Origin of the sequence: Superficieibacter electus (assembly GCF_002915575.1) — a bacterium.
In the GTDB taxonomy this organism is placed as follows: domain Bacteria; phylum Pseudomonadota; class Gammaproteobacteria; order Enterobacterales; family Enterobacteriaceae; genus Superficieibacter; species Superficieibacter electus.
The window spans coordinates 1-25,323 of record NZ_PQGD01000023.1 but is presented as its reverse complement, the minus strand read 5'-3'; the positions used below and the strand labels follow the sequence as shown (position 1 = coordinate 25,323).

Here is a 25,323-nt window from a genome sequence, read left to right as displayed (position 1 = left end):
TAATAAACTTGAAAAGGGGGTTACAAACTTAAAGAGATACTCTTACTTTCGTTCAGTATCTCCCCCCCCCCTTATCAAGAATGCCCATCAGCATTATTGTTATACTAACCAATAGCTACGCTACCAATACTAAAGAATGTGCCATTGCAGTAATAAAAACAAAAAAATATATTTATTTATGACATGTAAACCACGCCTATTTTCTTAATCATCTTGCTTTTAGAATCTGAAAAGAAAAGCCATGGATTTTTTATAAATTTATCCTTTTTTTTATCTGATAGCGTCTTAGTTAAGATAAAATAAATTAGCTTTTTATTTAAGGTATTATTTCTTATCTCACTTTCATGTAATTCATTATGACAAGGGCTTACTTTTACGTTTATTGGTCGATTTTTTTCAACAGGGCTTTTATTTTTCTGTTCACTTAACAGTGCTGCTTTACCTTGCTGCCACACGCATGGTACATTTATATTTTCCAGTTCAGGTAAAATTGTTTTATACTGTGTGCCACCATAAGCATCCTCAAATACAATACCTGCTAATATTTTAGCATCTCTTGGGTGAGGTTTACTAAAATAAGTATCCAGATTGCGTAATGTTTTATTTGGTTCAATATCAAGAGAAAGAAATCTCTTCCCTAATATACGTATTACTTCTTCGATATAGTTGATGGCACCACTTTGTATCTCTTCAACAAGTTTCACTCTCTTATCTTCGATAGATGAATTATCCATAAATACAGGGGTTAGCTTGTTACTCCAGTCAATTGACATTCTGACGAAAGTTGTATCAGATGCGCTAAATAACGTTTCATACAACGGGACATGGCGGCAAAAATTATGATAGGTGTCATGACGATCAATAAAATCAGCTAAATAACCCTTTATATTAAGATTGTTTTCTGAGATTCTTTTTAATGCCGTTCTGAATGTTATTAAATAATACCCTCCTATTTTTTTATTATTTGGAGATAATTGATATAATGATTGTTGCATAGTACCTGCATAGCCAATATCAACAATAGAGACATTACCATCATCATACATTCCTTCCTGATGGAGATATTGAAGGTATGTAGATCTTTCATTCTCTGCCACCAACAATACATCATCTTTCAAATCAATTAACAAATCCTGAAGAAGGCTAGTGTCTTTATCTGTTAATTTAGAGTTTTTATTGAACCCATATTTTATGAGCGTTTCTTCATGAATATTGTTAATATCTAAACCAAATCGACTCAACAATAAATGAGATAACCTCACATTATTTGCATAGTCAACATTAACAAGGTCAATTATATCATCACAGCTCTTAACTTTCGCAAGATTAACTGCACGGCGCGAACATAATAAATAATGGGACTTTGGAGCATTGTCATACAATCTTGCAACAATATCATAAGCGTGCTTCATGATCTTTCCATCTCTGGATAGAAAATAAAGTCTATCTATATTATCTTTGATAGCATTTTCAATTAACCATTTTGCATAACCAATTAACAAAAAGCCAAATCCATAATATCCTAACTTAGTAGGTGAACCACCAAAAAGTGTATTTTTTCTGAAAGGTAAATATGGATTGTCATGAAGATGATTCCCGGCTATGGTAAGTAACATAGACCAATCAAGTGAATGTCTCTTTTCATCACGCGACCAAGGTATAGTATAATCAGAGCATGAGATATATTCTTCATAAGCCTTCATTAAATGGAACGGCTTTATTCCCTTTTCCTTTGCTTTTTTTACATCAGCATCAACATTGTCACCTATATGTAAAACCATATTAGGAGAAACCTGGAGATCGTCTAACACATAGTCAAAAAGTGCACCACTATGTTTCTTTAAACCAATTGAAGATGAAACATAAAGTTTTTCATATTCATTGTAGCCATTTTTATCAAGAACCTTAGCCAAAAACTCAGCGGGAAGATACATATCAGATACGAGAATTATCCTTTTGCCAAGTTGTTTAGCTTCAAGATAAGCTCGATAACCGGTTTTTCTTGGATATAAAAGCTCATATTCCGTTTGCATCTCATATTGCATAAGGATGTCACGGCATTCATCACTCAGATTCACATTTTCGCTTAAGACACTGTAAATATTATAAATCGTTGTTTCGCCACAGCCTGCTTCAATCGCAGTCTCAAAAGCTATTTTTTCAGCTTTCCTTCTTTCTTCTTTAAACTTTAGATGCGATATACCGGTAATTTCACGGGCTTTCTTTTCCATGAGATCATATAAATCACTTGGGTGCCGAAATGGCCTAAACAGCAATGTATCAAATATATCAAAGGAAATTATTTCATAACGTTTTATTTGTTGAACTAGCTCGCGGCAATGATAGTCACTATTAACACCAAATTTATTAACATACGGAACAAGGGATTCTAACGCAACCCCTTCCCTCCTTCTATTGAGAAGTTCAGTACCAACATCATTACACCATTGTGTGAATTTTCCTTCCGCGACAAAATTATCAAGCCAGTCAGAATACTTATTGTTTGAAAAACAATCTTGCGGTAAATTTTTATCTTTAATTAAAGATATAAGCTTGGCGTCTTGAGAAAAATGTTGATTCGTAAAAATTTGAGCTATTAACTCTTCATAGCTTTGTGCTGTAGAAAATGTTGATATATGACTTTTCCCGATGGCTAAAAGAGGTTTTTTCCAAAAAGCCGCCTGATATCCTAAAGATGAGGATATTGTAATAACACCATCAACATCTTTAATCATATATTGTGAAACACAAGGAATATGATCGGTCTCTTCGAAGAATTTGAAATTGCTATATTTTTGCCGTAGGTAATCAATCAATTTCCGGTTTAAAACAGCGCTCTGAGTATCCTTTGATATATAATTTGTAACTAGTACTGCAACATTTTCTGGTGTTTGTCTTAATAGATCTGCTAAAATATCAAATTGTGTCACCCCATGACCAATCACAGAAGATATCATAAAATAGTTATCGATCTGCAGGGGAAATAAAATTATTTTAGAATAATCTTTCCTAATCTTGTCAAGCATATGACTTGTCGGATTGATTGAAGATATAAATTCATCATCTACCGAGCGGAGATAATCAAATGATTTTAGTTCGTCTGCAGATGGAATATAATCAGTTATATCTGAACATTCTGAGAGTAGGCCAGTATCAAATGACACCAAATTGGCGAAAGGTGGCCGGGAGAATACCCCAGGCATTTGATAAATCACTTTCACCTTAGGATATATTTTTTCCATATAATAGATTGGCGATTCCCACGAAATGATTAAATCGGGGGAAAACAAAGGATTATCAATTGCTTTTTTTATTTTCCTACTTATATCTTCAATTTCGCCTACATTATATTCCTTATTTTGATGACGCATAGAGCGTGAAAAATAACCCTCACCATTAGTCCATTCAAGGGGATCAACAACAGCTATCACGCCTATATCATCTAGTTTATTTTCCTCAAGACATTTGGATGCAACAGGCTCTCCTATAAAAACAATGACATTATGTCCATTACTACGAAGATATTTTACTTGAGGAATAAAGGAATTTCTCAGCGTTGCGTATCTAAACGCTGGATTACTTAATTCAATTGAAGGTTCTAAAAAAAATAAAATATTCATAAAAATTCCATTTTTATATCAATTTTTCACTATGATTATATTGATCTATTGCATACGATATATTTTCATAGTATGTAACCCTATTATTTCTATCTATTAATAAGGCATTGTCGCAAAATTCTTTCAATGAGTTCAAACTGTGCGACACCATCAAAAAACTCGCTTCTTTGTGTCGTTCTTTAAACAACGCCGCGCACTTCTGCTTAAACCGCGCATCCCCTACTGCTGTCACCTCATCCACGAGGTAATAGTCAAACTTGAACGCCATACTCAGCCCAAACCCCAGGCGAGACTTCATCCCGGAAGAATAGGTTTTGATCGGCATATCAAAGTATTTTCCCAGCTCGGCAAACTCTTCGACAAAAGCAACCTTCTCTTTTAGCTCACCTTTCTGCGCATACAGTCGCGCCACAAACTTCACGTTCTCACGTCCGGTCAGGCTGCCCTGAAAGCCGCCAGCCAGACCAACTGGCCATGAAATCGTGCTGTCGGTGATAATCCGCCCGCTGTCTGGGCGGTCGATCCCGCCAATCATGCGCAGCAGCGTCGATTTCCCCGCGCCGTTGCGGCCAATAATTGCCACGCTTTTGCCGCTGGGCAGTTCGATGTTGAGATCTTTAAAGACGTAATGCCGACCCTGCGGGGTTGGGTAGGATTTTGACAGGTTCTCGATACGGATCATGATGTCAGCATCGCCTCTTCATTGCGGCGATAAACCGCCAGTCCCAGAAACAATACCAGCAGCGTGCAAAATGCCAGGTAGGGCAGATTAACGCCCTCGCTGACGTAGTTCGCTACCACGCACTCGCGGCTCAGCTCAACAATATGAACGATGGGGTTCCACAGCAGATACGGCCAGTAGTCGCGCGGTATCGCGTGCAGCGGAAACATAATGCAGGAGATAAAGTAGAGCGGTTTAATCAGGATCGGTAAAAACTTCTCCGTCTCCGGGAAAGCATTGCCAATCACCATAAAAATAAGCCCCACGCCGCAGGAAAAAATCACCAGTAGCAGCCAGGTGAGTATCAGCGTCACCAGACGGGTCACCGCAAATGTTTCACCGGCAAAGCCGACAATTGCCATAAGTACGATATAAACGCAGCCGTAAATCAGGCTTTCGAGCAGTGCGCGGGCAATGATGGTGTCCACCGGCCTTACCGGTCGATAGTTGAATAGCCCCTGGTTTGCTTCGATGGCACCTATTGAACGGGTAGTAATATTACTGAAAAGGAAATACGGGATGATGCCGTTGATAAGAAATACCGGGAAAGAGATGTCCGGCATTGTGCGGTGCATAATAAAACCAAATACCGCCAGCATCACCAGCATATGCGCGGCCGGTTCCAGTACCGCCCAAAAATAACCTAAGCGATATTTCCCAAATCGGGTCTTAATTTCACGCAGGAAGAGCGCGCTAACGGCAGCTCGTTGAACTTCAATACCACTTCTGGCCATGGTGTATCCGATAGTTGAATCAGGCACGCTACCGCCCCTGGCTTCAGGCTGCCAGAGTGCCGGTAATGAGTAAGGGTGTGTGAGGGATGAAACCAGGGGGGAATGAGAGAGATTGCGCATGAATTCCATTTTTCATCGCAATTAATAAATGTACATCATTCCCTTGATGTATATAAATGAGGAATACCCCAACATGAGTAATTTAGACCTAAAAAGGGAAACTTCCTATTACAATCTTTCAATATAAACTAAAGAATAAAATTAGTTTAACTTAAATCTATGGCATCAATATATCTTTAATAAAGATTGTTATTATGTATATTTATTTTTTATAACAATAATAGAAATGATTGGCGGCAGTTAATTATCTCTTACCTGCCGCCGCCATTTTAACCGGCTTCACCCATAAGTTGCTTCACCAGTTCCACACAACGCAAGAAACGCGAATCGTAGTCCGGCTCTTCCACATGAACGAAACCGATATTATTGTCTTCCAGCATCGCCACCAGCAGGCGCTGGAACTCTTTGCGATCCACCGAACTGCCGAGGCTACGCAAACCGTCGGCCACCCATGGAGTATTATTTTCCAGCAGGATCACCAGGTCAAAGCGATACTCATCAATCAGCGCCTGAACAAAGGGGTGCTCACGGCCTTCGTATTTTTTACAAAACGCCTGAGTGGTCACAAAATCCGTATCGATAAACGCAACTTTGTTGGCATACTTTACTGCAAAATCAATATATTGCGCCTGACCCAACGCAATTTTATCGTAATCAGAATACTGCAGCGCCATCTCGTCGCCGCCCAGGTGCGAGAATACGTAGTCACGTCCGTACTCCCAGGCGCTGGTGGTATTGAAGATGTTAGCCAGCTTATTGACCAGCGTCGATTTGCCGCTTGATTCACCGCCCAGCACCGCGATAGTTCGCACAAAGAACGGTTTCACTTCGGTCGGGATATATTCCCAGTAGCGGAAGGGATTGGCGCGAATTTGCCCCCCGCTAATATTCATAAAGGTGCGTTTAGGGTCGATTAGTACCGCCTCAATACCGAGATGTTGCGGGTACTGGGCCGCATCCACCTCTTCAGAGGTGTAAATCCAGTTCGGCTGAATCCCCTTTTCTTCCATAAAGGTACTAATGCCCCGGCTCCAGACATCCCAGCCGTGCGGGTAAGGCTCCATTCCCTCTTCATTGAAAGCATGAATACGAATGTTCTTCTGGTATTTAAAAGTCTGAAGCAGCCAGCGCAGGCGATCGGATATCGTCGGCTGCTGTGACATCGCACTGGCTTCGAATAACTGACGGTCGCGCGTCTCGTCGTAGCCCATGATGATATGCAACTCATCGACCTGGCTACAGGCGCGCTGGATAAGGTAGATATGCCCGGTATGCAACGGATAGAATTTACCGAACACCACACCAACGCTCTTTTGTTTACGCGGAAACTCAAGCCCGAGGAAGCGATGCAGCGCTTCCAGTTTCTGCGCGCTGGGACTTTTGATCTTGGCGTTCAGAAGCTGGCTTAAATAGCCTTTGGTCATACCGCTGGCGTCCGCCACCTGCTGTAACGTGCAGCCTTTTTGTTTGATTGCGGTTTTTAGGTAGTCGAATGATGACAAAAGAGCCTCCTGCTACGGGAAACTGCCCGATGGCATAATGCCAGCCGGGCCCTGAGAGGTGAAGTATGACGGGTAAGGTTATAAATCGTCAAAGACACCCAGCGCATCGGCAAGTTTTTTCACGCCGAATACCTGCATGCCTTCCGGAACTTTTTTCGGCACATTAGCGGCAGGTACAATGGCGCGTTTGAAGCCATGTTTTGCTGCTTCAGAGATACGCTCCTGGCCGCTCGGTACCGGGCGGATTTCGCCCGCCAGCCCCACTTCGCCAAAGACGACCAGATCCTGCGGTAGCGGGCGATCGCGCAGGCTGGAAACCATGGCCAGCAGTAAAGCTAAGTCCGCGCTGGTCTCGGTGACTTTCACGCCGCCCACCACGTTAACAAACACATCCTGATCGGACATCTGTAGCCCGCCGTGACGATGCAATACCGCCAGCAGGATCGCCAGACGGTTTTGCTCCAGCCCTACCGCCACCCGACGCGGGTTCGCCATCATCGAATGATCGACCAGTGCCTGAATCTCTACCAGCAGCGGACGCGTTCCTTCCCAGACCACCATCACCGAACTGCCTGAAGTGACCTCATCGCCACGGCTGAGGAAGATAGCGGATGGGTTGCTGACTTCACGCAGCCCTTGTTCGGTCATGGCGAAAACGCCAAGTTCGTTCACCGCGCCGAAGCGGTTTTTATGGCTGCGCAGGGTGCGGAAGCGCGAATCGGCGTCACCGTCCAGTAGCACCGAGCAGTCAATGCAGTGCTCCAGCACTTTTGGCCCGGCCAGCGAGCCGTCTTTGGTCACGTGGCCGACCATCACAATTGCCACACCGCGCGTTTTGGCGAAGCGCGTTAAGTAGGCGGCGGTTTCACGTACCTGCGCCACGCTGCCCGGCGACGACTGAATGTCCGCCATATGCATCACCTGGATGGAGTCGATAACCATCAACTTTGGCTGCTCTTCATCGGCAATCATGCAGATCTGCTCAATGCTGGTTTCCGACAGCATGTTCAGATTGGCGGTCGGCAGCCCCAGACGATGCGCACGCATGGCAACCTGCTGGAGGGATTCTTCCCCGGTGACGTACAGCGTTTTCATCTGTTCCGCCAGTCTGCACAGGGTTTGCAGCAGTAGCGTCGATTTACCTGCACCGGGATTACCACCAATCAGGATCGCGCTACCTGGTACCACACCGCCGCCGAGAACACGGTCGAATTCTTTAAAACCGGTGGAGAAGCGTGGCAGCGCCTCAAGGCTGATGTCAGACAGTTTCTGGACTTTCGATACGCCCGCGCTTCCGGCATAGCCGCTCAGTTTTTCATTACGTGCTACCGTGGGCGATGCCGCAACACGCACTTCGGTGATGGTGTTCCAGGCATGGCAGGCGCTGCACTGCCCCTGCCAGCGCGGATAATCCGCACCACATTCATTACAGACAAATGCGCGTTTTGGAGCTTTCGCCACGTTTTACCTCTACTTTTGGTTCAGGCTGCCGGACAGGATGCAAAACACGCCCATCAGGTCAGCATGACGGATAGTCACTTCCGTCTTTTCATTAACTTTTGGTTTCGCATGATAGGCAATGCCCAGCCCTGCGGTTTTAATCATCGGCAGGTCGTTTGCTCCATCGCCAATGGCAACGGTTTGCGCATGGGGAATGCCATACTCTTCCGCCAGACGCACCAGCGTCATGGCTTTATATTGCGCATCGACGATGTCACCAACCACATTGCCAGTGAATTTGCCGTCCCGCATTTCCAGCTCGTTGGCGACCGCCGCCGACAAACGAAGTTTATCACGCAGGTATTCAGCAAAAAATGTGAAGCCACCAGAAGCAATTGCCACCTTCCAGCCCAGTGATTCCAGTTTAAGCACCAGTTGGGTTAAGCCCGGCATTAGCGGCAAGTTTTCGCGAACCTGATGCAGGATATTAGCGTCAGCGCCTTTTAAGGTCGCCACACGACTGCGCAGGCTGGCAGTAAAATCCAGCTCGCCGCGCATTGCACGCTCGGTCACTTCCGCTACCATTTCACCGGTGCCAGCCAGTCTGGCGATTTCATCAATACATTCGATTTGGATGGCGGTAGAGTCCATATCCATTACCAGCAGGCCCGGCGTACGCAAATGGGGAATTTTCCCCAGCGGCGCAACGTCCAGATTTGCATCGTGCGCCAGACGCGTAGCGCGAGCAGTCAGCGATCCGGCCAGCCGAATGACCTGATAATCCTCCACACACCATGCGGTAACGATCACCATTGCCGCGCCCAGTTTACGCTGATACTGAGTTAAGCGTTGCTTGTCCAGGTGACGACCATACAGCAGCCAGCCGCTACGGCCTGCATGATAATCCAGCGGCATCACCTCATCACCACTCAGTGAGAGGGGTAAACCAGGCCATAAAGACACATCATCGGGCAGATCGCACCAGGTAATGTTGGGCATTACAACTCCTGTATATCAGGGCTAAAACGACGCATGAGGCTACCGCGACAATAGCGCTTCTGGCAATATAGAAAACACAATTTTCCGCAATTTGGCGCTCATTTGCCGCAAAGCGGTGATAAAAAGGATATTTTAATGTCGACGTTACGCCTGCTTCTTTCTGACTCACACGACCCCTGGTTTAACCTGGCCGTTGAGGACTCTATTTTTCGCCAGATGCCAGCCACTCAGCGCGTGTTGTTTCTGTGGCGCAATGCCGACACAGTGGTCATTGGCCGGGCGCAAAATCCATGGAAAGAGTGCAATACCCGCCGGATGGAAGACGATAATGTACGTCTGGCGCGACGCAGTAGCGGCGGCGGCGCGGTATTTCACGATCTCGGCAACACCTGCTTTACCTTTATGGCCGGCAAACCGGAGTATGATAAAACGGTTTCAACCTCTATTGTACTCAATGCGTTAAACGCGCTTGGCGTTATGGCAGAAGCCTCCGGGCGTAATGATCTGGTGGTAAAAACCGCTGAAGGCGATCGTAAAGTATCCGGCTCGGCCTATCGCGAAACTAAAGATCGCGGTTTTCACCATGGTACCCTGCTACTCAATGCCGATCTTAGCCGTCTGGCGAATTATTTAAATCCGGATAAAAAGAAACTGGCAGCCAAAGGCATTACTTCCGTTCGCGGTCGGGTCGCCAACCTCGTGGAATTATTACCAGGGATTACCCATCAACAAATATGCAATGCTGTCATTGACGCCTTTTTTAACCACTTTGGCGAACGCGTTGAAGCTGAGATCATCTCGCCGCAGAACATGCCGGATCTGCCTAATTTTGCCGAAACCTTTGCCCGCCAAAGTAGTTGGGAGTGGAACTTCGGTCAGGCTCCGGCGTTTTCGCATCTGCTTGACGAGCGTTTTACGTGGGGTGGCGTGGAGCTGCATTTTGACGTCGAGAAGGGGCATATTACCCGTGCACAGGTATTTACCGATAGCCTGAACCCTGCGCCGCTGGAGGCGCTGGCGGGCCGCCTGCAAGGCTGCCTGTATCGCGCCGATATGCTACAGCAGGAATGCGATGCTCTGCAGGTCGATTTCCCGGAGCAGGAAAAAGAACTGCGGGAGCTGTCGGCATGGATGGTACGCGCAGTGAGGTGACAGCCTTTCCTTTCTGCGAAAAAAAGCCGGATAGCGGCTAACACCTTATCCGGCAAACAAATTTTTAATATCAATACGTTAAGCGTAACCCGCAGACCTGTGCAAGCGAAGCGCCGCCACGCGTAACGCCACGGTATAATGTTTGTCAGTAAACTGAGTTAAACACTTACGCCTTATCGCCCAGCAGTACCGATTCCAGCGCGATTTTAATCATGTCGTTGAACGTCGTCTGACGCTCAGCCGCCGTTGTCTGTTCATGCGTGCGGATATGGTCAGAAACGGTGCAGATGGTCAGCGCTTTGGCCCCAAACTCTGCCGCCACGCCATAGATGCCTGCCGCTTCCATTTCCACACCCAGAATGCCGTATTTTTCCATCACGTCGAACATGGACGGGTCCGGGGTGTAGAACAGGTCGGCGGAAAAGATATTGCCCACACGCGCGTCAACGCCCAGTGCTTTCGCCGCATCAACCGCGTCACGTACCATGCCGAAATCGGCAATTGCCGCGAAGTCATGATCTTTAAAACGCAAACGGTTTACTTTGGAGTCGGTACAGGCCCCCATGCCGATGACCACGTCACGCAGTTTCACGTCGGCACGCACCGCGCCGCAGGAGCCGACGCGGATAATTTTTTTCACACCGAAGTCGGTGATCAGCTCTTTGGTATAGATAGAGCAAGATGGAATGCCCATCCCGTGCCCCATAACGGAGATCTTGCGGCCTTTGTACGTGCCGGTAAAACCCAGCATGCCACGCACGTTGTTCACTTCACGTACGTCTTCGAGAAAGGTTTCAGCGATATGCTTTGCGCGCAGCGGGTCGCCCGGCATCAATACGACGTCAGCGAAATCACCCATTTCTGCATTAATGTGAGGAGTAGCCATTTTTAAGTCCTTATTCATTATGGATTCGTTGGGGAAGCGTCGACCCCGGACGTGATAATGCCGGGTGGCGGCTACGCCTTACCCGGCCTACAGCTTGTCAGACCCGGTAAGCTTGCGCCGCCGGGCTTTGCATCACAGCATGTTTTTGCCGTATTCCATTGGCGACGTGCCGAAATAGCTCGCCACGGTCTGGCCGATATCCGCGAAGGTCTCGCGATGGCCCAGCGATCCCGGCTTCACTTTCGGGCCGTAGATCAGCACCGGAATGTGTTCACGGGTATGATCGGTCCCGGTCCAGCTCGGGTCACAGCCGTGGTCAGCAGTGAGGATCAGTATGTCATCTTCCCCCACCAGTTCCATCAGCTCAGGCAGACGGCGATCAAACAGTTCCAGACCGGCGGCATAACCGGCGATATCGCGGCGATGGCCCCAGGACGAGTCGAAGTCAACAAAGTTGGTAAAGACAATCGTCTCATCACCCGCTTCTTTCATCTCTTTAACGGTGGCGTCGAACAACGCATCAAGCCCGGTTGCTTTCACTTTTTTGGTGATGCCACAGTTGGCGTAGATATCCGCGATTTTACCGACAGAAACCACCTGACCGTTTTTCTCATCAACCAGTTTCTGCAACACGGTCGGCGCTGGCGGTTCAACGGCCAGGTCGTGACGGTTACCGGTACGCTGGAAATTACCAGCTTTATCACCGACAAAAGGACGGGCAATAACGCGGCCAATGTTGTAACCACCTTCGGTCAGCTCAACACGTGCGATTTCACACAGCTCGTAAAGTTTATCCAGGCCAAAGGTTTCTTCATGGCAGGCAATCTGGAATACCGAGTCCGCAGAGGTATAGAAAATCGGCTTGCCGGTTTTCATATGCTCTTCGCCAAGCTGATCCAGAATCACGGTCCCGGAAGAGTGACAGTTACCGAGGTAGCCCGGCAGGTTTGCACGTTTGACCAGTTTATCCAGCAGTTCCTGCGGGAAGCTGTTTTCGTGATCGCTGAAGTAGCCCCAGTCGAACAGTACCGGAACGCCGGCAATTTCCCAGTGGCCTGACGGCGTATCTTTACCGGAAGAAAGCTCATGCGCCCAGGCATATGCACCAATGACTTGCGCGTTACCATCCAGACCAGCGGCGATTTTACCGGTAGAACCTTCGTGCGCCTTTGCCAGCCCCAGACGGGTCAGGTTAGGCAAATTGAGTGGGCCTTTGCGGCCATGGTCTGCCTCGCCTTTGGCGCAGGCTTCTGCAATGTGACCCAGGGTATCGGCACCTGCGTCCCCGAATTGTTTCGCGTCTTCTGTAGCGCCGATGCCGAAAGAGTCCAGCACCATAATAAATGCACGTTTCATAGTTTCTCCGTACGTAGTGCTCATAAAAAAGCGATCAGATCAGTATACTGCTATTCAGTGATACGACGATAGACCGTCGGTGTGTTTTTCGGGGCTTTATCGTCAAGGATAATTGCCGCTTTCACCGCTTTCGCCGCTTCCTGCCAGCTGGCTTCATCTTTAGCGTGAACGACTGCCAGCGGACGTTGGCCGTCAACGCTGTCGCCCAGACGGGCCATATCGGTAAAGCCGACGCTGTAATCAATGGTGTCCGATGCCTGACGGCGACCACCGCCCATCGACACCACCGCCATGCCCAGCGCCCGGGTATCCATCGCGCTGACAAAACCCTCGGTGTCGGCATAGACCGCTTTGCTGAGCATCGCTGTCGGCAGATATTTAGCGTAGTTTTCCACAAAGTCAGCTGGCCCTTTTTGCGCGGCAACCATCCGGCCAAAAATTTCCGCCGCTTTGCCGTTATCCAGTACTGCCTGCAACTTCGTGCGTGCCTCAGCGTCGTCCTGAGCCAGTTTACCGGAGATGAGCATCTCAACGCATAGCGCCATCGTGACGTCGAACAGACGCGGATTACGGTGTTCACCGGTCAGGAACTGCACGGCTTCGCGCACTTCTACCGCGTTGCCCGCGCTGGAGGCCAGGACCTGATTCATATCGGTCAGCAGCGCCGTGGTACGCACGCCCGCGCCGTTGGCAACGCCGACAATCGCTTCAGCAAGCGCCTCTGAAAGCTCATAGGTTGGCATAAACGCGCCACTGCCCACCTTCACATCCATCACCAGCGCATCCAGACCTTCCGCCAGTTTTTTGGCAAGAATAGAACCGGTAATCAGCGGGATAGAGTCCACCGTTGCGGTAATGTCGCGGGTGGCATAAAAACGTTTGTCTGCCGGGGCAAGCGAGCTGGTTTGTCCAATAATCGCCACCCCCACATCTTTAATAATGTCGCGAAAGCGATTGTCGTCCGGGAAGATATCAAACCCCGGAATAGCTTCCAGTTTGTCGAGCGTACCGCCGGTGTGACCGAGGCCGCGCCCGGAAATCATCGGAATGTAGCCGCCGCAGGCCGCTACCATCGGGCCAAGCATCAGCGAGGTAACATCGCCTACGCCGCCGGTGGAATGTTTGTCCACAATCGGCCCGTTCAGATTCAGGCTTTTCCAGTCCAGAACGGTACCTGAATCACGCATTGCCATGGTCAGCGAGACACGCTCAGGCATAGACATATCGTGGAAGAAAATGGTCATCGCCAGGGCGGCAATCTGCCCTTCAGAGACGGTGTTATCACGAATACCGTTAATAAAAAAACGGATCTCTTCGTCACTCAATGCATGACCATCACGTTTTTTACGAATAATTTCTTGTGCGAGAAACAAGGTACCTCCGGGGAAAAGAGTAGAAGGTCAATGGTTGGCCGGTAAGCACCAGCACCACCGGACATGTTGCCGGATGTCAGCTGGCGGCTTATCCGGCCTGAACCGGGCCTGTCAGCCGGATAAGCAAAGCGCCATCCGGCCATGCCTGGTTTAGTAACTGCTGGCGCTCTTGCCGTCGCCGTGACCCAGCGCTTTCAGCAGGCTTGCCAACAGGCTGGATGCGCCAAAGCGGTAGTGGCGAGGATCGGCCCAGTCTGCGCCAAACAATTCATCGGCGATGGCAAGGAATTGCTGCGCATCTTCCGCGCTGCGTACGCCGCCCGCCGGTTTAAAGCCAACGGTTTTTTCCACGCCCATGTCGCGGATCACTTCCAGCATGATGCGCGCACTTTCCGGGGTCGCGTTTACCGGCACTTTACCGGTCGACGTTTTAATAAAATCCGCACCGGCGTTAATGGAAATTTCGGAGGCTTTACGAATTAAGGCCTCTTCTTTCAACTCGCCGGTTTCGATGATCACTTTAAGCAGTACATGTGCCGCCGCGCAGGCCTCTTTACAGGCTTTCACCAGATCAAAACCAACCTGCTCATTGCCGGCGATCAACGCACGGTACGGAAATACCACGTCCACTTCATCCGCGCCGTAGGCAATCGCCGCGCGGGTTTCTGCCAGCGCGATGTCAATATCATCGTTGCCATGCGGAAAGTTAGTCACGGTTGCAATACGGATGTCCGGCGTGCCCTGCGCGTTCAGGGTCTTACGCGCAATCGGGATAAAACGCGGGTAGATGCAAATGGCGGCAGTATTACCGACCGGGGTTTTTGCCTGATGACACAGCGCGATCACTTTTTCATTGGTGTCGTCATCGTTCAGGGTGGTCAGGTCCATCAGTTTCAGTGCGCGCAGGCTGCTTGCTTTTAAATCGGTCATTTGATTCTCCAACGGCATCGCCGTATAAAAATTCACCTTGCGAGTCTGTTAGTATTCTAACATCCACTCACGATTACATATCGACATACATCACAGTTAATGAAAACTTCGTACAAATTTGCATTACTATAATGAGATCTACATCACTTCTCCTCGTGACATTTCTGCCAACGATGGTATCGGGATCAAAAGCCTCTTATCTCCCCTTTCATAGAATAGAGCATCATTACGGCATACTAAGGACGCGACGATGCCCACCTCATGCGAAAATGCGCTGCAACGACGTTGTCAGCAAATTGTGACCAGCCCAACGCTTAGCCCCGAACAGAAGCGTCATTTTCTCGCGCTGGAAGCGGAAAATGTGCTGCCCGCTCCCGCCCTCCCGGCAGATGCCCGTATGGCACTGGAGGATGGCGTGATTTGCGATATGTTTGAAGGTCATGCGCCCTTCAAGCCGCGTTACGTTCTGCCGGATTACGCCAGATTTCTTGCCCAAGGTTCAGAATGGCTGGAGCTGGAAGGCGCGCAGGATCTCGATGACGCGCTCTCATTACTGACCATTCTTTATCATCATGTTCCGTCCGTGACCTCCATGCCGGTGTATTTGGGTCAGCTGGATACGTTATTGCAACCATTTGTTAGAATTCTAACACAAGAAGAGATCGATATTCGACTTAAACGTTTTTGGCGCTATCTGGACCGCACCCTGCCAGATGCATTTATGCATGCCAATATCGGCCCGGAAGATACGCCAATTACCCGCGCCATTTTGCGTGCCGATGCTGAGTTAAAGCAGGTTTCACCTAATCTGACTTTTATCTATGATCCTGAGATTACGCCCGACAGTTTGTTACTCAATGTCGCGCAGAATATCTGCGAGTGCAGTAAGCCGCATGTCGCTAACGGGCCAATAAATGATAGAATTTTCACAAAAGGACAATACGGCATCGTCAGTTGTTACAACTCGCTGCCATTAGCGGGCGGCGGCAGCACCCTGGTCAGATTGAACCTGAAAGCGGTCGCGGAGCGCAGCCAGTCTGTAGAAGATTTCTTTTCGCGTACGCTTCCTTACTACTGCCAGCAGCAAATCGCCATTATTAATGCGCGATGTGAATTTCTTTATCAGCAGTCACAATTCTTTGAAAGCAGTTTCCTGGTAAAAGAAGGATTGATCGATCCGCAGCGGTTTGTCCCCATGTTCGGTATTTATGCGCTGGCAGAGGCCGTCAATATTCTGTGTGAAAAAGCAGGTATCGTTGCACGCTACGGTAATAATGATGAAGCTAACAAACTTGGCTACCGTATCAGCACGCAACTCGCAGACTTTGTTGAGAATACGCCGGTAAAATATGGCTGGAAAAACCGGGCCATGCTGCACGCGCAGTCCGGCATCAGCTCGGATTCGGGCACCACTCCAGGTGCCCGTCTGCCCTATGGCGAGGAACCCGATCCCATCACCCACTTGCAAACTGTCGCACCACACCATGCGCATTATCAGGCCGGGATTAGCGACATTCTGACGTTGGATCAAACCATCAAAAATAATCCGCAGGCGTTGGTGCAGCTTTGTCTTGGCGCATTTAAGGTGGGCATGCGGGAGTTTACTGCTAACGTTTGCGGCAACGATTTGGTGCGGGTGACGGGCTACATGGTGCGTCTGTCCGACTTGCAAAAGTACCGGGAGGAAGGCTCGCGTATCAATACCACCTGGCTCGGTGAAGAAGCTGCGCGCAACACGCGCATACTGGAACGTCAACCTCGCGTGATAAGCCATGAACAGCAGATGCGCTTCGGTCAGTAAGATTATCCCCTTTTCCTGCGTAGACGGGCCAGGCAGTCGCCTGGCTCTGTTTTTACAGGGCTGTAATCTGCGCTGTAAGAACTGCCATAATCCCTGGACTATAGGATGTTGTAACTATTGCGGAGAATGTGTAGCGCAGTGCCCGCACCAGGCGCTGTCGATGGTAAATGAGCGTGTAATGTGGAACGAATCGACCTGCCAGCAATGCGATACCTGCCTGCACATGTGCCCGCAGCAGGCGACGCCGATGGCGCAAACGATGAGCGTTGAGGATGTGCTCCTTCATCTGCGTAAAGCCCTGCTTTTTATTGAAGGTATCACCGTCAGCGGCGGGGAAGCGACAACCCAGTTACCGTTTTTACAGGCGCTGTTCAGTGCCATTAAAGCTGATACGCAACTGCGGCAGCTAACATGCCTGGTTGACAGTAACGGCCTGCTTAGCGAAACGGGCTGGCAGAAACTGCTGCCAGTGTGCGATGGGGCGATGGTCGATCTGAAAGCCTGGGACCGCGAATGTCATCTTGCGCTTACCGGGCGGGATAACGCGCAGATCAAGCGCAGTATTCAGCTGCTGGCGAAACAAGGTAAGCTGGCAGAGTTGCGGTTGCTGATGATCCCAGGCCAGGTGGATTATCTTCAGCATTGTGAACCGCTGGCCGCATTTATCAGGCAACTGGGCGACGTTCCGGTGCGCCTCAATGCCTTTCATGCTCACGGGGTGTATGGCGAAGCCAAAAGCTGGCCAGGTGCCACGCCAGAGGATGTGGATAAGCTTGCCAGAGCATTACGGGCGCGGGGCGTGGAGAATCTGATCCTTCCGGCGCTCTATTTACAGGCGTGAAAATAGCGAGAGGGTATTATTGAATATCGTCTCAGCAATCACTTCCGCAGGCTCCGCCCTCAGCTCGCAGAGCGTCGTAAAGACTCGTGCTACCTGCTCGGGCCGGTTCGGCTGGCCCTGAAAACCGTTTAACGGCATATCCGGCGCGTCAGTTTCCAGCAGCAATGCACTCAACGGGAGTTTAGCCATAACATGGCGGGTTTTACTGGCGCGCGGATAGGTGATCGTACCGCCAACGCCAATTTTATAGCCTAACTGAATAAAACGTTCAGCCTGCACCAGGCTTCCGGCAAAGCCGTGTACGACTCCCGTACGCGGCAAATCATGACGCTTGAGGTGCATTGCCAGCTTATCGTGAGTGCGCCGCGAATGGAGGATCACCGGCAGATCGTAACGCTTCGCCAGCGTAAGCTGTGCGCCCAGTAACCATTCCTGGCGATCAAATTGCGGATCGTCGCGGTAAAGATCCAGTCCGATCTCACCGATCGCCACCAGCTTTTCAGACGGCGCACGCAGATAGTCCTCCATCTGATGGAGACTTGCATCGGTATGTTTTTCAATGACGATCGGATGCAGCCCGAGCGCCATATAAATGGCTTCATGCTGCCGGGCCAGCGTGCTGACCCGGGCAAAATAATCGGCTTGCGTCGCCGGGAGAATGATTTTTTCAACGCCTGCCCGCTTCGCCTTTTCCACGCTGGCACATTCATTACCAGTAAACGGCGGAAAGTCGAAATGGCAGTGAGTATCGATGAAGCGCGCCGTCACGCCAAATCCTCATGATTAAAGCTGGCATCGTTGGCCTGCGGTGCATCGACAAGCGGCTTGTGCAGCGTGTCGTTAGCCACGGGCGCAGGCGGCACCACCACTGTCGCCGATGCAGGTACCTGAATACGCGGCGCATGCCGCAGTAACGGCGGGCTTTCCGCCAGCAATTTTCCGACGGTAGCGAGGAAATAGCGCCCGCACAATCGCCCGGTTTTGTAGTCTTCCCGCAGCGCTGGTAATCCACTGCCCAGCGCCATGCTGTTGAGCGCTTTTGGCGGATAAATTTCAAAGATCCGCAGGTTGTCCGGCGGCTGTTCAATGAACTGCTGGATAGCACGATAGCTGGTTTCATGATGCTGAACGACGTTGACCAGCGGTTGCAGGCTACTCTCGCCGAGCCAGCGTTCCATCCGTTTAAACCACTGAGGGGTATAATACATTTGCGACGGTACAGTGCGGATAACAACGATGGTGGTCGCTCCACGTCGCGCCGCTTCCTGCACCGGGATCGCATCGCTGACGCCGCCATCAAGATAATTAATGCCATCCAGCAATACGCCGCTGCGATAAAATCCGGGGATCGCGCTGGAGGCGCGGATTAAATCCAGCCAGTTTTTTTCATCAGGGGCAAAGTAGCCCGGCGTGTAATCATCCTGTCGGCAGGCGCACATGTAAAAGGTCTTGCCGCGCGCGAATTGCTCAGCAGCATAGCCCATCGCCAGCGGCATTGTACTGGCGGTGGCATCAACCAGCCAGTCGAGATCGATAAGATTGCCGCCGCGCACGAAGCGTAAAGGGTTAAAGAAATCGCGGGTGGTGGTATAGCGCATAATAACTTTGCGCGCATAGCCGGGTTGATTACAGAGATAAGCAGAGAGGTTTTGCGCGCCAGCGGAGGTGCCGAGAAAAAGATCGAAGGGGTTGAATTGCGCGCGCATAAATTCGTCCAGCACCCCGGCAGTAAAAATACCTCGTTGGCCTCCCCCTTCACACACCAGCGCCAGCCGTTCAGGACGAAAGGGTTCAACCGATAACGGCGCAATATTGCCGAGCGTTACGGGAATTCGTTGTCCCACCCTGCTTTCCTGTTCTTATTTATTCGTAGTTATACGACTAAGGTAGCGCAATTTACCCTGCGCTTAAACTGCAAAAGCCAGTCCGAAGACTGGCCTTTACATTTTTACCACGTCCGGGAGATTGCTACGGACGTCGACGCCCCATAAACAGGCTGACCAGGAACAGAATAATACCGACGATAAAGACGATTTTTGCTGCGCCCGCTGCCGTACCTGCCAGACCACCAAAACCCAGAGCGGCGGCAATTAACGCGATAACCAGAAAGATAATGCCCCAACGAAACATACGTTTCTCCTTTACCATAGTCATTGTCGACCGCTAAACATGAGCGCTCAGGCTGCTCACTGCATTGTCGTTTACTTTTAGTTTACACGTCCCCGGCTTAACATCCGGGGATCGTATGCTGCGATTTACTTCGCTTTAAGGTCGTTCTTAACGCTTTTCACGCCGTCAACCGCTTTGGCGACGCTTTCAGCACGATCAATCTGTGCCTGGGAATCTACGGTCCCGGAAAGCTGGACGACACCGTCAGTCGTTTCCACTTTCACCTTACGTGCCGGGACAATGTCATCGGCCAGCAATTTAGCTTTGATCTCGCTGGTCGTTGCCGTATCGCCCGCGTAGCCTTTCACGCCCTGTGACTTGCTGTCACGGACATGAAGTTTGTCGCTAACAGACGCCACGCCTTCAACTTGTTTAGTCACTTTCACAGCCTCTTCAGCCTGCGCCTGACTTTCAACAAAGCCGCTCAACGTGACCACCTTTTTCTCGGTTTTCACGGAGATATCGGTGCTCTTAATCGATTCGTGATCAACCAGCGCCGCTTTAACTTTAGCCGTAATCGCGCTGTCGTCCATGAAATTGCCGACTTTATTCATAGAGCTATCGATTTTTTGCCCTGCGCTGTCAGTGGTCGTTTTCGCTTTATCCGCAGTGGAGCTTTCCGCCAGGGCAGAACCGCTTACCAGCGCAGTACCTAACATCACAGCCAGCAGAGATTTAGAAATCTTCAGTCTTTTCATAGTCATCGAACTCATCCTGTAGGTTTGTCCATGCTCTGGACGTTTGCGACCACAACGCCGCTTTGCTGTAGCGGTGAAATTTCACCTAATAGCAGTCAATGCCGGTTCTCACCATAATGATAAGAAGTGGGTGGTGACCGCCGTTCTTCAGTTATTAATATTGTGATTAACAAATTAACTAGCCAATAAACCTGCTATTCACGCATTGAAAAGAGCATTCAGCCAGCCAACTTGTCATCACTTTGTTAAATATAGATCACAATGATAATTCCGCTTGTGCAGATGATTAAAAAAAGAACATTCGAAGCGAAAAAGCGCTGAATTAAGATATTTCCGCAAGGGATTAATAAGGCAGGAAAAGTCACGGGCGCAGCGGCTGCCGCGCCCGACAAGGTGTAGCGATTAGTGCTCGCGGGTTTTACGGAATTGCACGTCAGGATAGCGTTCCTGCGTGATGTTCAGGTTGACCATCGTTGGGGCGATATACGTCAGGTTATCGCCTCCATCAAGCGCGAGATGCAGTTCGTTTTTACGCTTAAACTCCTCGAACTTCTTCACGTCCGTGCTTTCAACCCAGCGGGCCGTCGCAACGTTAACGGATTCGTAGATAGCTTCTACGTTGTATTCGCTTTTAAGACGGGCAACGACCACATCAAACTGGAGAACACCTACCGCACCAACAATCAAATCATTGTTAGCAATCGGGCGGAATACCTGTACCGCGCCCTCTTCCGAGAGCTGTACCAGCCCTTTGAGCAATTGTTTTTGCTTCAACGGATCTTTCAGACGAATGCGGCGGAACAGTTCCGGGGCAAAGTTCGGGATACCGGTGAATTTCATCATTTCACCCTGGGTAAAGGTATCGCCGATCTGGATGGTGCCGTGGTTATGCAGGCCGATAATATCGCCAGGGTATGCTTCTTCAACGTGTGAACGGTCGCCAGCCATAAAAGTCAGCGCGTCTGAAATCACCACATCTTTACCGATGCGCACCTGACGCAGCTTCATGCCCTTTTCATATTTACCGGAAACCACGCGCATAAAGGCCACGCGGTCACGGTGCTTCGGGTCCATGTTGGCCTGGATCTTAAAGACGAAGCCGGTAAATTTCTCATCGGCCGCCTCGACGATACGGGTGTCCGTCTTACGCGGCATTGGCGCAGGTGCCCATTCGACAAGACCGTCGAGCATATGATCGACGCCAAAGTTGCCCAGCGCAGTACCAAAGAAAACCGGCGTGATTTCGCCTGCCAGGAAAAGCTCTTTATCAAACTCATTCGATGCACCCTGAACCAGCTCCAGCTCATCGCGCAGCTGTTGCGCCAGATCGTCACCGACCGCCGCGTCCAGATCCGGGTTGTTCAGCCCTTTGACGATGCGGACTTCCTGAATGGTGTGGCCTTTACCTGTCTGGTAGAGATAGGTTTCGTCTTTATAAAGGTGGTAAACGCCTTTAAATAACTTACCGCAGCCTATTGGCCAGGTGATTGGCGCGCAGCCAATCTTCAGCTCGTTTTCCACTTCATCCAGCAGCTCCATTGGGTCGCGGATGTCGCGGTCAAGCTTGTTCATAAAGGTAATGATCGGCGTGTCGCGCAGACGGGTGACTTCCATCAGCTTGCGGGTCCGGTCTTCCACGCCTTTTGCTGCGTCGATGACCATCAGGCAGCAGTCCACCGCCGTCAGCGTACGGTAAGTATCTTCCGAGAAGTCTTCGTGCCCGGGGGTGTCCAGCAGGTTCACAAGGCTGTCGTGATACGGAAACTGCATGACCGAAGTGGTGATGGAGATCCCACGCTGCTTTTCCATTTCCATCCAGTCAGATTTTGCATGCTGGCTGGAGCCACGGCCTTTAACTGTACCGGCGGTCTGAATCGCCTGTCCGAATAACAACACTTTTTCAGTGATCGTCGTTTTACCGGCATCCGGGTGAGAGATAATGGCAAAAGTACGGCGCTTCGCCACCTCTTGCAAATAAGGAGACAACGTCATAGTTAACATCTTCTGTGTAAGTGCGCAGCAGCAGGCCACGCAGCGTAAAATACGAAAATTGCGGCTATTGTACTCAAGTGCATCGGTCAGACAATCAATGTTTACACAGGAGCTGCTCCAGTTCGCGTAATGACGTGACGGTCCAGGTGGGATTGAGGTCCGACGGCAGAGTGTGATCGTGCGCGTTAAGCCAGCAGGTTGACAGCCCGGCGTTGATACCACCGCGAATATCCGACTCGGCAGTATCGCCAACCATCAAAACATGGGCGCGATCCGGGTTACCGGCCTGCGCCAGCGCATAATCAAAGATCCGCGTATCTGGCTTGGCCACCCCGACTTCTTCAGAGACAACCAGCAGATCAAAGTAATCGCGCAGCCCGGTACGTTCAAGACGAATTTGCTGTAGGGCGGTGAAACCATTGGTAATAATGCCAAGTTTTGCCTGCCCGCGTAACGCATTGAGTAGCGATACCGCACCGGGTAGCGGCGCACAGATTTCGGCCATCGCATTCAAAAAAGCGGCATTAAGGTCGCCCGCCGGAACGCTAAGACGTTCCGACCAGCCCTGGAAACGCTGGTGCTGTAACTGGAGTGACGTGATGGTGCCGTTCTGATAATCCACCCACAGCGGTTTATTAACGGCCTGGTAATCCTGAAAATCTTCTGCGGTAAATGTTACGCTGTAGTCGAGAAACATCCGCTGCAAGCCACCGAACGAGTCAAAGGTAAACAACGTCTCGTCAGCGTCAAAAAATATCCAGTCCCAGTTCATTATTTCACCTTGTGTTACATGCTAATTGGCAGCGCCATTATGATGGCGTCTTCCCGACCGTCGGCGGTGGGATAATAATTACGGCGAATAGTCGCCTCGTTAAAACCGATGCTTTCATACAGCGCGATGGCAGTAGCGTTAGAGGCCCGGACTTCCAGCCATAATGTGACGACGCCGCGCTTTTCCAGCTCATCAATCAAATGTTCCAGCAGTTCACGTCCTAATCCGCGGCGTTGAAAAGCCGGATCGACGGCAATATTGAATAGCGTGGCTTCATCCAGCACGATCTGAGTGATGGCAAATGCTGCCATTTCTCCTTCAACCGTAAGCTGGTAGTTGAGATAGCGCTCGCCCTGATTGCTGGCAAAAGTGGTTTCGCTCCACGGAAAAGCATGGGCGCGTTTTTCAATTTCCCAGGCGCGGGAGAGATCAGTCGTGTTGAGGAAAGAAATCGTGTTCATAAGTGCAAATCTGTTGCCATAGCGCGGCGCGGGCCGCCGGGTTTGTACGTAAATCAGCCCAGGCCGGGGTCGCTATCTGCGCCCCGTCCAGTTGAATCGGCTCATCCGTGCCCAGCCGCCAGCTATTGCAGCGACTCCCTTCCGGCAGCATAGCAACACGATCCGGGGCAAGTTGCAGCACCTGATCGGGCGTCAGGGTTAGTGCGCGCAGAATATCGCTGATTAACGGCTCATGAAGCGCAGGGAGATCGTTGCCGGCCATGACCAGACGCACATGCGCCGGAAGCGTAATAGCGATTTCGCCCTGTAACGCACCGGGACGGCGAAGCGACCACTGAGTAATACCCAGTTGCTGTAATTGCCACTCTCGTCGGGTTGTCATTATCGAACGCTCCTGTCGGTCAGGGGCGCAAATATAGCAAATTCGTCGAAACTGCGCCAACAAACCTCTATAATCGCCGCCAGGAACAACAGAGGAACCTTTCATGTCTGCTTTTACCCCGGCAAGTGAAGTCTTGCTGCGCCACAGTGACGATTTCGAACAGAGCCGTATAATTTTTGCCGGTGATTTGCAGGATGACCTGCCCGCTCGCCTGGAAACGGCACTCAGCCGCGCCCATACGCAAATGTATCACCACTGGCAAACGCTGGATCGCCAGATGGGCGATCGCGTACGTTTCAGCCTCGTCGCTGAAGCGGCAGACGTAGCCGACTGCGACACGCTGATTTATTACTGGCCGAAAAATAAGCCGGAAGCGCAGTTTCAGTTGATGAATCTGCTTTCGCTGCTTCCCGTCGGTAGCGATATTTTTGTGGTCGGTGAAAACCGCAGTGGCGTGCGTAGCGCCGAACAAATGCTGGCTGACCTGGCTCCGCTCAATAAGATCGACAGCGCCCGCCGCTGTGGTCTGTACCACGGTCGTCTGGAGAGGCTGCCTACCTTTGACGCCATGCAATTCTGGAACGAGTATGCGCTTGACGGCCTGACCATCAAAACGCTACCGGGTGTCTTTAGCCGCGACGGGCTGGACGTCGGCAGTCAGTTGCTGCTCTCCACCCTCACCCCACATACTAAAGGAAAGGTTCTCGACGTGGGCTGCGGCGCAGGGGTGCTGGCAGCGGTGCTTGCCAGCCACTCGCCAAAAGTTCGCCTCACCCTGTGCGATGTCAGCGCACCGGCGGTGGAAGCCAGTCGCGCGACGCTTGCCGCCAACGCGCTTGAAGGCGACGTCTTTGCCAGCAACGTCTTCTCAGAGGTGACGGGCCGCTTTGATATGATCATCTCTAACCCGCCGTTCCATGACGGGATGCAAACCAGCTTCGAGGCCGCGCAAACCCTGATTCGCGGCGCGGTACGCCATTTAAACAGCGGCGGCGAACTGCGGATTGTGGCGAACGCCTTTCTGCCATATCCGCAGGTGCTGGATGAAACCTTCGGCTTTCACGAGGTACTTGCTCAGACGGGTCGCTTTAAAGTCTACCGCGCGATCATGACGCGCCAGGCGAAAAAGTAACCTGGCCAGGAAGACCGGATAGCGCTTATCCGGCCTTCCGCCACCGTCTTTAAACGGCCATTTTTGCAGCAATCAGCCCGCGCGCCATAATTAACTATTGACGAAAAGTTGAAAACCACTAGAATGCGCCTCCGTGGTAACGATACTTTTTGAGTATCGATGGTATGCGAAGGTGGCGGAATTGGTAGACGCGCTAGCTTCAGGTGTTAGTGTCCTTACGGACGTGGGGGTTCAAGTCCCCC

Annotated in this window: 22 protein-coding genes; 4 read left to right on the top strand and 18 right to left on the bottom strand. The window is 50.4% G+C overall.

Features of this window, described 5'->3' with window-relative positions:
- Positions 1-176: 176 nt before the first annotated feature.
- From CHU32_RS22605 to serB, 6 genes are all read right to left on the bottom strand, one after another.
- Positions 177-3,620, bottom strand: a complete 3,444-nt coding sequence (locus CHU32_RS22605; RefSeq protein WP_103678356.1) for an HAD family hydrolase — start codon at positions 3,618-3,620, stop codon at positions 177-179.
- Positions 3,621-3,633: 13 nt separating this feature from the next.
- The gene (locus CHU32_RS22600) at positions 3,634-4,302 is read right to left on the bottom strand and encodes an ABC transporter ATP-binding protein (protein WP_103678357.1); all 669 of its coding nucleotides are present in this window, start codon (positions 4,300-4,302) and stop codon (positions 3,634-3,636) included.
- Entirely contained in the window at positions 4,299-5,075 is a 777-nt protein-coding gene (locus CHU32_RS22595; RefSeq protein WP_103678358.1) for an ABC transporter permease, read from the bottom strand. Before CHU32_RS22595 ends, CHU32_RS22600 begins: the two co-directional genes overlap by 4 nt.
- 389 nt (positions 5,076-5,464) lie before the next feature.
- Positions 5,465-6,697, bottom strand: coding sequence for a multifunctional transcriptional regulator/nicotinamide-nucleotide adenylyltransferase/ribosylnicotinamide kinase NadR (gene nadR, locus CHU32_RS22590; protein WP_103678359.1), 1,233 nt, complete (start codon positions 6,695-6,697; stop codon positions 5,465-5,467).
- A gap of 78 nt (positions 6,698-6,775) precedes the next feature.
- Positions 6,776-8,158 carry a DNA repair protein RadA gene (gene radA, locus CHU32_RS22585; RefSeq protein WP_103678360.1) on the bottom strand — a complete coding sequence of 461 codons (1,383 nt, stop codon included), beginning with the start codon at positions 8,156-8,158 and terminating at the stop codon, positions 6,776-6,778.
- 9 nt (positions 8,159-8,167) lie between these two features.
- Entirely contained in the window at positions 8,168-9,136 is a 969-nt protein-coding gene (gene serB, locus CHU32_RS22580) for a phosphoserine phosphatase (RefSeq protein WP_103678361.1), read from the bottom strand.
- A 135-nt stretch (positions 9,137-9,271) separates the two neighbouring features.
- Between serB and lplA the strand changes: the two genes are divergently transcribed.
- Positions 9,272-10,288 (top strand): lipoate--protein ligase, encoded by a 1,017-nt coding sequence (lplA, locus tag CHU32_RS22575; RefSeq protein ID WP_103678362.1) that lies wholly within the window; start codon positions 9,272-9,274, stop codon positions 10,286-10,288.
- Positions 10,289-10,454: 166 nt separating this feature from the next.
- On the opposite strand, the gene deoD is transcribed toward lplA, so the two are convergent.
- The 4 genes from deoD to deoC all read right to left on the bottom strand — a co-directional run bounded on the left by deoD (position 10,455) and on the right by deoC (position 14,833).
- Positions 10,455-11,174, bottom strand: a complete 720-nt coding sequence (gene deoD / locus CHU32_RS22570) for a purine-nucleoside phosphorylase (RefSeq protein ID WP_049841829.1) — start codon at positions 11,172-11,174, stop codon at positions 10,455-10,457.
- 132 nt (positions 11,175-11,306) lie between these two features.
- A complete protein-coding gene (gene deoB, locus CHU32_RS22565) occupies positions 11,307-12,530 on the bottom strand; it encodes a phosphopentomutase (RefSeq protein WP_103678363.1) in 1,224 nt (407 codons plus the stop codon).
- A gap of 50 nt (positions 12,531-12,580) precedes the next feature.
- Positions 12,581-13,903 (bottom strand): thymidine phosphorylase, encoded by a 1,323-nt coding sequence (deoA, locus tag CHU32_RS22560; protein ID WP_103678364.1) that lies wholly within the window; start codon positions 13,901-13,903, stop codon positions 12,581-12,583.
- Between the two features lie 150 nt (positions 13,904-14,053).
- A complete protein-coding gene (deoC, locus tag CHU32_RS22555; RefSeq protein ID WP_218113794.1) occupies positions 14,054-14,833 on the bottom strand; it encodes a deoxyribose-phosphate aldolase in 780 nt (259 codons plus the stop codon).
- Between the two features lie 250 nt (positions 14,834-15,083).
- Between deoC and CHU32_RS22550 the strand changes: the two genes are divergently transcribed.
- The gene (locus CHU32_RS22550; RefSeq protein ID WP_103678366.1) at positions 15,084-16,634 is read left to right on the top strand and encodes a YjjI family glycine radical enzyme; all 1,551 of its coding nucleotides are present in this window, start codon (positions 15,084-15,086) and stop codon (positions 16,632-16,634) included.
- A complete protein-coding gene (locus CHU32_RS22545; protein WP_103678367.1) occupies positions 16,606-17,475 on the top strand; it encodes a YjjW family glycine radical enzyme activase in 870 nt (289 codons plus the stop codon). The genes CHU32_RS22550 and CHU32_RS22545 overlap by 29 nt, the downstream gene beginning before the upstream one ends.
- On the opposite strand, the gene CHU32_RS22540 is transcribed toward CHU32_RS22545, so the two are convergent.
- The 8 genes from CHU32_RS22540 to CHU32_RS22505 form a co-directional block, all read right to left on the bottom strand.
- Positions 17,464-18,243, bottom strand: coding sequence for a TatD family hydrolase (locus CHU32_RS22540; protein ID WP_103678368.1), 780 nt, complete (start codon positions 18,241-18,243; stop codon positions 17,464-17,466). The genes CHU32_RS22545 and CHU32_RS22540 overlap by 12 nt on opposite strands.
- Complete coding sequence (locus CHU32_RS22535) at positions 18,240-19,319, bottom strand: patatin-like phospholipase family protein (RefSeq protein ID WP_103678369.1); 1,080 nt, start codon at positions 19,317-19,319, stop codon at positions 18,240-18,242. Before CHU32_RS22535 ends, CHU32_RS22540 begins: the two co-directional genes overlap by 4 nt.
- 124 nt (positions 19,320-19,443) lie before the next feature.
- Complete coding sequence (locus tag CHU32_RS22530) at positions 19,444-19,605, bottom strand: DUF1328 domain-containing protein (RefSeq protein ID WP_007373037.1); 162 nt, start codon at positions 19,603-19,605, stop codon at positions 19,444-19,446.
- 125 nt (positions 19,606-19,730) lie between these two features.
- Positions 19,731-20,348 (bottom strand): molecular chaperone OsmY, encoded by a 618-nt coding sequence (gene osmY / locus CHU32_RS22525; protein WP_103678371.1) that lies wholly within the window; start codon positions 20,346-20,348, stop codon positions 19,731-19,733.
- A 396-nt stretch (positions 20,349-20,744) separates the two neighbouring features.
- Positions 20,745-22,334 (bottom strand): peptide chain release factor 3, encoded by a 1,590-nt coding sequence (gene prfC / locus CHU32_RS22520; RefSeq protein ID WP_103678372.1) that lies wholly within the window; start codon positions 22,332-22,334, stop codon positions 20,745-20,747.
- A 94-nt stretch (positions 22,335-22,428) separates the two neighbouring features.
- Positions 22,429-23,106, bottom strand: coding sequence for a pyrimidine 5'-nucleotidase (yjjG, locus tag CHU32_RS22515; RefSeq protein WP_103678373.1), 678 nt, complete (start codon positions 23,104-23,106; stop codon positions 22,429-22,431).
- Positions 23,107-23,120: 14 nt separating this feature from the next.
- Entirely contained in the window at positions 23,121-23,567 is a 447-nt protein-coding gene (gene rimI, locus CHU32_RS22510) for a ribosomal protein S18-alanine N-acetyltransferase (protein ID WP_103678374.1), read from the bottom strand.
- Positions 23,536-23,949, bottom strand: coding sequence for a DNA polymerase III subunit psi (locus tag CHU32_RS22505; protein ID WP_103678375.1), 414 nt, complete (start codon positions 23,947-23,949; stop codon positions 23,536-23,538). The genes rimI and CHU32_RS22505 overlap by 32 nt, the downstream gene beginning before the upstream one ends.
- A gap of 103 nt (positions 23,950-24,052) precedes the next feature.
- Here CHU32_RS22505 and rsmC point away from each other — a divergent pair, with 103 nt between their 5' ends.
- A complete protein-coding gene (rsmC, locus tag CHU32_RS22500; RefSeq protein ID WP_103678376.1) occupies positions 24,053-25,081 on the top strand; it encodes a 16S rRNA (guanine(1207)-N(2))-methyltransferase RsmC in 1,029 nt (342 codons plus the stop codon).
- The last annotated feature ends 242 nt before the right edge of the window (positions 25,082-25,323 follow it).